General features: G+C 70.3%; 5 protein-coding genes and 1 pseudogene. 5 read left to right on the top strand and 1 reads right to left on the bottom strand.

Going from position 1 to position 7672, the window contains the following annotated elements:
- The 5 genes from ACWDBB_RS35860 to ACWDBB_RS35840 all read left to right on the top strand — a co-directional run.
- Positions 1–1550, top strand: a 1550-nt coding sequence (locus ACWDBB_RS35860; protein ID WP_449793596.1) for an alpha/beta fold hydrolase, incomplete at its 5' end; no start/stop codon positions are given.
- A 233-nt stretch (positions 1551–1783) separates the two neighbouring features.
- Entirely contained in the window at positions 1784–2584 is an 801-nt protein-coding gene (locus ACWDBB_RS35855; protein WP_380452069.1) for an ABC transporter ATP-binding protein, read from the top strand.
- Positions 2584–5094, top strand: coding sequence for an ABC transporter permease (locus ACWDBB_RS35850; protein ID WP_449793595.1), 2511 nt, complete (start codon positions 2584–2586; stop codon positions 5092–5094). Before ACWDBB_RS35855 ends, ACWDBB_RS35850 begins: the two co-directional genes overlap by 1 nt.
- Before the next feature lie 338 nt (positions 5095–5432).
- Positions 5433–6740, top strand: a complete 1308-nt coding sequence (locus tag ACWDBB_RS35845; protein ID WP_449793594.1) for a sensor histidine kinase — start codon at positions 5433–5435, stop codon at positions 6738–6740.
- Positions 6704–7348: a response regulator gene (locus ACWDBB_RS35840; RefSeq protein WP_380452078.1), complete on the top strand. Its 645-nt coding sequence runs from the start codon at positions 6704–6706 to the stop codon at positions 7346–7348. The genes ACWDBB_RS35845 and ACWDBB_RS35840 overlap by 37 nt, the downstream gene beginning before the upstream one ends.
- 237 nt (positions 7349–7585) lie before the next feature.
- Here ACWDBB_RS35840 and ACWDBB_RS35835 read toward each other — a convergent pair.
- Positions 7586–7672 (bottom strand): annotated as a pseudogene (locus tag ACWDBB_RS35835) (YccF domain-containing protein); the annotation flags it as partial.

The raw sequence follows: 7672 nt of genomic DNA, 5'->3' as shown, positions 1-7672 counted from the left end.
GCTTCCACGACGGTGTCCGGGCGCTGGAGGCCGCGGGCGTCACCCGTTTCGTGGAGCTGGGCCCCGACGCGGTGCTGACCGGGCTGGCCCGCGAGAGCGTCCAGGCGCCGGACACGGCGTTCGTCCCGCTCGGCCGCCGGCTCGGCTCGGAGAGCGTCACCCTGCTGACGGGGCTGGCCCAGCTCTACGTGGACGGCCTGGCTCCCGACTGGCGGGCGGTCTTCCCCGGTGCCGGGCGGGCGGAGCTGCCGACGTACGCCTTCCAGCACCGGCGGTACTGGCTGGCGGCGGACGTCCCGCTGGTCGTCGGCGCGCTCGACACCCCCGACCAGCAGGCCGGGGCGGGGGAGGTGGCGCCGCTGCGCGCGCGCCTCGCCGGGGTCGGCGAGTCCGAACAGCAGGAGCTGCTGGTCGAGTTGGTCCGCTCGCAGAGCGCCGCCATCCTCGGCCACTCCTCCGTGGAGGCGATCGAGCCGGAGGTCGGCTTCCTGGAGGCCGGGATGGACTCGGTCTCCGGCACCGAACTGCGCATCGCACTCTCCGCGGCCACCGGGCTGGCCCTGTCCGCCGGCGTGGTCTTCGACCACCGCACCCCGGCCGACCTGGCCGCCCACCTGCGAACCGAGCTGGCCCACGGCGGGTCCGGGCTCGCCGGGGCCGGCGCCGACGGCGCTGTCGACGGCGGCGCCGAGGACGCTGCCGAGGACGCTGCCGAGGACCTGGAGTCGATCAGCGGGCTGCTGCGCCGGGCCGCCGCCGAGGGCCGGATGACGAAGGGGATGGCGCTGCTCGACGCGGTCGCCGAGATCCTGCCCGACTTCTCCTCGGCGGCCGAACTGGAGCGCTTGGCCGAGCCGGTCCGCCTCGCCCAGGGGGAGCAGGGACCCAAGCTGATCTGCTTCCCCTCCCCGATGGCGCTCGGCGGCGCCCACCAGTACGCCCGGTTCGCCTCGCACTTCCGTGGCCGCCGCGAGGTGGTGGTGCCGCCGGTGCCGGGGTTCGGCCCCGGGGAGGCACTGCCGTGCTCGGTGGACGCCGTGCTCGACGTCTTCCTCGAAGGCCTGCCGGCCATGGCGGCGGGGGAGCCCTTCGTCCTGGTCGGCTACTCGTCCGGCGGCCAGTTCGCGCACGCCACCGCCGAGGTGTTGGAGAAGGCGGGCACCCCGGCGGCCGGGGTCGTCCTGCTGGACACCTACCTGCCCGGCGGCGAGGGCCAGGACGAACTCTGGCCGCAGATGTTCCGGGGCATGCTGGACCGGGAGTCCTCCTTCGGCCGGTTCAGCGCCGCCAGGCTTGCCGCGATGAGCCGCTACAGCGACCTGATCGTGGACTGCCTGCCGGGAGCGCTGTCGGCCCCGGTGCTCTTCGTCCGCCCGGCGCAGTCCTTCACCGACGCGCCCGGCACCGAGGACTGGCGAGCCTCGTGGAGCGGCGAGCACCTGCTGCGGGAGGTGCCCGGCACCCACTTCACGATCCTGGAGGAGTCGGCGCCGGTGGTGGCAGAGGCGGTCGACGACTGGCTTTCGACGCTCGGAACCCTCGAAAGCTGACCGTTACTCGCCGGCCCTGCCGTCAGGGGCCCGGTGACCAGGGGCGCGGGCCATCGGTTCCGCGCCCTTGGTGTTCCCGGAAGCGGCTTGCGGTGGTGGTAGAACATCCGCCACCGAGGGGGAGAAAGTTCTACCTCGGATACGCCAAGCAATGCCAATGTGCCGAACCGCCGCCGCTTCTACCGTTGATACCAGTTCGCGTGAGGTGCGTGATTAACCGGGTGGGAGTTCCAGTGCAGACTCAGGAGAGCGGTCAGCAGGCAGTGGCCGTCCGGCTGGAAGCGGTCGAGAAGATCTACGGCAAAGGCGACAACGAGGTGGCCGCGCTCAAGAGACTGAGCATGACCTTCGATACCGGCAGCTTCACGGCCGTGATGGGCCCCTCGGGATCGGGCAAGAGCACCTTTCTGCACTGCGCCGCCGGTCTGGTCAAGCCCACTTCGGGCAAGGTGCTGGTCGGTGACACCAACCTCGCGGACCTGGACGAGGTGCGGCTCACCAAGCTGCGCCGCGACCGGATCGGCTTCATCTTCCAGTCGTTCAACCTGCTTCCGGCCCTGACGGTGATGCAGAACATCGTGCTGCCGCTCCAGCTGGCCGGCAAGCGTCCGAACAAGAGCCAGATCCTGATGGTGGTCAACCGGGTCGGTCTGGCCGACCGGCTCGACCACCTGCCCGGCCAGCTCTCCGGCGGCCAGCAGCAGCGCGTGGCGATCGCGCGAGCCCTGGTGACCCGGCCCGCCGTGGTCTTCGCGGACGAGCCGACCGGCGCCCTGGACACCCGTACCGCCGCGGCCGTGCTCGGCCTGCTGCGCGAGTCGGTGACCGCCGGCGGGCAGACCCTGGTCATGGTCACCCACGACCCGGTGGCCGCCTCCTACGCCGACCGCGTGGTCTTCCTCGCGGACGGCCGCTTCGTCGGCGAGCTGTACCAGCCGACCGCCGAGGCCGTCGCCGCGCGGATGACCCGGCTCGGCGCCTGGGATGACGAGAACTTCGAGCCCTCCTCCGCCCTGTCGGGGGGTGGCCGCTGATGCTGCTACTGGCCCTGCGCACACTGAAGTTCCGTAAGACCGGGTTCATCGCCACCTTCGTGGCGATGTTCCTGGGTGCCGCGATCGTGATGGCCTGCGGTGGCCTGATGGAGACCGGCGTCCGGATGGCGGCCCCGCCGCAGCGCCTGGCCGGGGTGCCGATCGTGGTGACCGGTCAGCAGACCCACGACGACACCGCGCTGACCGAGCGCAACCGGATCGACCCGAGTGTGCTCGACACGGTCAAGGCGGTTCCCGGCGTCGGCAACGCGATCACCGACCTGTCCTTCCCCGCGACCGTGGTGGTGGGCGGCAAGGCGGTCGACGCCGGCTCGAAGGGCCACAACTGGTCCGGCGCCGGGCTGACCCCGTTCACGCTGACCCAGGGCGTGGCCCCGGGCAACGGCCAGGTGGTCCTCGACGCGAAGCTGTCGGCAGATTCGGGCGCCGGCGTCGGCTCCAGCGTGCAGCTGACCGTGCACGGCGCTGCCCGGACCTTCACGGTCTCCGGCATCGCCCACCAGACCACCGGCGAGACGATCCAGCCGAGCCTGTTCTTCTCCGATGCCCAGGCGCAGCAACTAGCCGACTCCAAGGGAAAGTTCGACTCCATCGGGGTGCAGCCGGCGGCCGGTGTCGACGTTGCTGCGCTGGAGCAGGCCGTGAGTTCGGCGGTCAGCGGCAAGGCGATGGTGCTCACCGGCGAGCGGCGCGGCCTGGCCGACCTGCCGGGCACGCTCTCCAGCCAGCGGACCGTGACCATCCTGGCGGCGATCTTCGGCAGCTGGGCGGTCCTGATCGTGATGTTCGGTGTCGCCTCCACGCTCGGGCTCTCGCTCCAGCAGCGGGCGCACGAGATGGCCCTGCTGCGGGCGATCGGCACCACCTCCCGGCAGGTGCGCCGGATGATCCTCGGTGAGACCGCCGTGCTGTCGGTGATCGCCACCGCCCTGGCGATCGCCCCCGGCCTCGTGGTCGGCAAGCTGCTGTACGGGCAGCTGACCGGCAACGGCGTGGTGTCCAAGGAGATCATCTTCCGCGAGGGCTGGATCCCGATCACGGTCGGCGCCTTCGCGGCGATCGCGGCCGCCATGGGCGCGGCGCTGTTCGCGGGGCGCAAGGCCGCGAAGACCGAGCCGGTCGCGGCGATGGCCGAGAGCACCCTGCAGACCAAGTGGCTCACCACCACCCGCCTGCTGCTGGCGCTGTTCTTCATGCTCAACGGCGTCACGCTGTCGGTCGTCACGGTCACGGTGATGACCGACGGTCCGACCCTGGCGAGCACCGCGGGACCGGCCTCGGTCCTGTTCGCGATCGGCGTGGCGCTGCTCGCCCCGGGGATCACCAAGGCGATCGTGGTGGCGCTCCGTTGGCCCGTCCGCGCGTTCTCCGGGCTGTCCGGGTACATGGCGCTGCGCAACGCCACCACCAACAACGTCCGGATGGCGGGCGCGGTGGCTCCGATCATCCTGCTGATCGGCATCGCCAACGGCACCCTGTACATGCAGGCCACCGAGGACACCGTCTCCGCCAAGAGCTACGAGAGCAACGTGCTGGCCGACTACGTGCTCGACTCCTCGACCGGCGGCTTCGCGCCGGGCGTGATCGGCTCGGTCCGCTCCATCCCGGGCGTGTCCGGCGTCTCCGAACTGGTCAGCTCCATCGGCTTCGTGGACGCCGCAGGCAGCGGCAACACCATGGATCTGCGTGGCGTCTCGGCCAACGGTGTCCAGCAGACCATCGCGCTCGACTCGCTGAACGGATCGATCGGCGACCTGAAGGGCAACACGGTTGCCCTGTCGGACAAGCAGGCGAAGGACTTCGGCGTCCGCATCGGGGACAACCTGAAGATCCACTTCGGTGACGGCACCGCCGCCGACCCCAAGGTCGTGGCCACCTACGCCGACAACCCCCAGGAGCAGTACCTGCTGCTGCCCTCCGACGTGCTGGCCCCGCACACCACCACCGGCCTGCCGACCAAGATCCTCGTCAAGGCGGACGGCAGCGCCGACCACGCCCAGATCCAGTCCCACCTCGACGGCGTGGCGGCCACGGTGCCCGGCACCGCGATCGCCGACCGTTCCACGCTGACCAGCTCCAACAACCAGATCCAGCAGATCCTGGTCTCCTCGAACTACACCATCGTCGCCATGATCGTCGGCTACGCGGCGATCACCGTGATCAACAGCCTGGTGGCGGTGACCCGCAAGCGCCAGGGCGAGTTCGGTCTCCAGCGTCTGACCGGCTCCACCAAGGCCCAGGTGCTGGGCATGCTGAGCGTCGAAGGCGCCCTGGTCGCCGTCATCGCGACCATCCTGGGCACCATCTCCTCGGCGACCACGATCGTCCCGTACAGCCTGGTGAAGGCCGACTCGATCCTGCCGAAGGGCTCGATCGGCATCTACCTCGCGATCATCGGCGGCGCGCTCGTCCTGATCTTCGGCGCGACCCTGTTCCCCTCCTGGAGGGGCATGCGGACGCCGCCGATCGAAACGGCCAGGTCCGCCTGACCGGCACGCCGGGGCCGCTCTTCCGTCACCCCCGGACGGAGGAGCGGCCCCACAGCCGTTTCCCGGCCGACCGCCGGTCGGTCAACTCGTCACGGCTCGTTGAGTTTTAGTAACGTGGCGCCGATCGAAAAAACCCGCGAGCACGACCGGTGGGTACGTCCTGTACGTACTCGTCGGACGGGCTCGCGGGATCACTGCTGTCACGGATGGACGATCGCTCAGGTGTACTTCGCTTACCGCCCTTCCTTCGACCCGTCCATCGACCGAGCCGCGGATCCGGAGGCCTTGCCCATATCCCGCCGGGCCACATCCCCCTGCGCGGGCCCGAGCGAGACCTGGTGAACATCAGGAACGGCCTGCACGAGTTCCCCGCCCGACTCCGCCGGGCCGGCACCGACCTGGTGGTAGGGGTGCTGATCGCGCTGGGCGCCATGCTCTCGGTCTGCCTGTTCCTGATCACCGCCTATTTCGTGATCCTCTTCGTCATCGGTATCGGCGCGGTGATGCTGCCGATCGTGACCAAGTGGGTCCGCTGGCTGTGCAACGCCAACCGGCGGGTGGCCGCCCGATCGGGAATCGAGATCGCCGTTCCCTACCGGCCGGAGCCCCAGGAGTTCGAGAAGGACATCGTCGGCTGGATCCGCCGCTGCAAATGGATTCTGACCGATCCGGCCAGCTGGCGGGACCTGCTCTGGCTGCTGCTCAACTCGGTCGTCGGCATGATCGGTTTCCTGCCCGCCGTGGTGCTCTACTACGTCCTCGAAGGGTTTGCGCTGGCCTGCGGCCTGTGGCGGCCCATCCTGCGGGCGCGGGGCACCGGGCGCGAGTACTTCTTCGTCCCGATCCAGAGCCAACCCACCGCCGCCCTGGGCGCGCTGGCGGCAGCGGCGCTCTTCGTCGTCTGGGTGTGGTACAGCCCGGCCTTCCTTACCGCGCACGCGTACTTCACCCGCCTGCTGCTCGGCCCCACCGAGCGCTCCCGACTCACCGTCCGGGTCCAGCACCTGGCCGAGACCCGATCCGGTGCCCTGGACGCGGCCGCCGCCGAACTGCGCCGGATCGAACGCGACCTGCACGACGGTGCCCAGGCCAGGCTGGTCAGCCTCGGCATGACCCTCGGGGCGCTCGAACGCCATCTCGGCAGCGAGTCGGACGAGGCCCGCAGGCTGCTGCGCGAGGCCCGCACCTCCTCCATCTCGGCCCTGCGTGAGCTGCGCGACCTGGTGCACGGCATCCACCCGCCGATCCTCGCCGAACGCGGCCTGGCCGACGCGCTGCGCGCCCTCGGCCTGGCCAGCCCGCTCCGGGTCGAGGTGACGGTGAGCATCCCGGGCGAGGTGCCGCCACCACTCGAATCCGCCCTGTACTTCGCGGTGTCCGAGCTGCTGACCAACGCCCTGAAGTACTCCGGCGCCGAGCACGTCGAGGTCAGCGCCTGGCAGGACGGCGCCGTGCTGCACGCCCGGGTCATCGACGACGGCCGCGGTGGTGCCGACGCCACCGCGGGAACCGGTCTGCACGGCATCCGCCGGCGGCTGGCCACCTTCGACGGAACCCTCGACATCAGTAGCCCGCTGGGTGGTCCGACCGCAATCAAGATGGAGATACCGTGCGTGTTGTCCTCGCTGAAGACCTCTTCCTCCTGAGGCAGGGGCTGATCCAACTCCTGGACGCCTACGGCTTCGAGACCGTGGCGGCCGTCGACAACGGTCCCGACCTGCTCGAGGCCGCCGCCAGGCATCGTCCCGACATCCTGATCGTCGACGTCCGGCTGCCGCCGACCTTCACCACCGAAGGCCTCAAGGCCGCCCTGCAGGCCAGGCGTGAGATCCCCAAACTCCCGATCCTCGTGCTCTCCCAGCACGTCGAGCAGATGTACGCCAGGGAGCTGCTCGCCGACGGCACCGGCGGCATCGGTTACCTGCTCAAGGACAGCGTCTTCGACAACGAGCAGTTCATCGACGCGATCCGCCGGGTCGCCGCCGGCGGTACCGCCATGGACCCCTCCGTGGTCTCCCAACTGATGGTGAGCCACGCACGCGACGAACCGCTCGCCGCACTCACGGTACGAGAGCGCAGCGTCCTGGAGCTGATGGCCGAGGGCTGCTCCAACACCGCCATCGCACAACGCCTCGTCATCACCGAGGGTGCGGCGGCCAAGCACATCTCGAGCATCTTCGTCAAGCTCATGCTGCCCCCGGACAGCGACAGCAACCGGCGCGTCCTGGCGGTCCTCGCCTACCTCAACGCCTGAGTGGACGCACGAGGCCCTGTCCGGCCGGTCGCGCCGGGAGGAAGCCGGAGTAACTGCCGCTGCTCGGTCGCCGCTCACCGGCGTGGAGGCGATCGCCAACGGGATCGCGTTCGGACGCTCAGCATGGCGCGCTTTCGCCGCTCCGCTTCCGGCGGAAGCTGACACGGGCCCGAACGGTGCGAACACTGATGGCCGACGGGGACCTCTTCCCTCGTCGGCCATCAGTGTTCGTGACGGTTACCGCGCGCCCCACTCCTGGTCGGTCGGCACGATCTCGCGGCCGAGCGGCATCAGCGAGACCGGGATCATCTTCAGGTTGGCCCA

This window comes from Kitasatospora sp. NPDC001095 (genome assembly GCF_053598615.1).
This window is presented reverse-complemented; position numbering and strand designations above follow the sequence as displayed.

What these genes read in the sequence shown, in the direction of transcription:
- ACWDBB_RS35850 (WP_449793595.1), top strand. Translation starts at nt 2,584, where the DNA reads ATGCTGCTACTGGCCCTGCGCACACTGAAGTTCCGTAAGACCGGGTTC.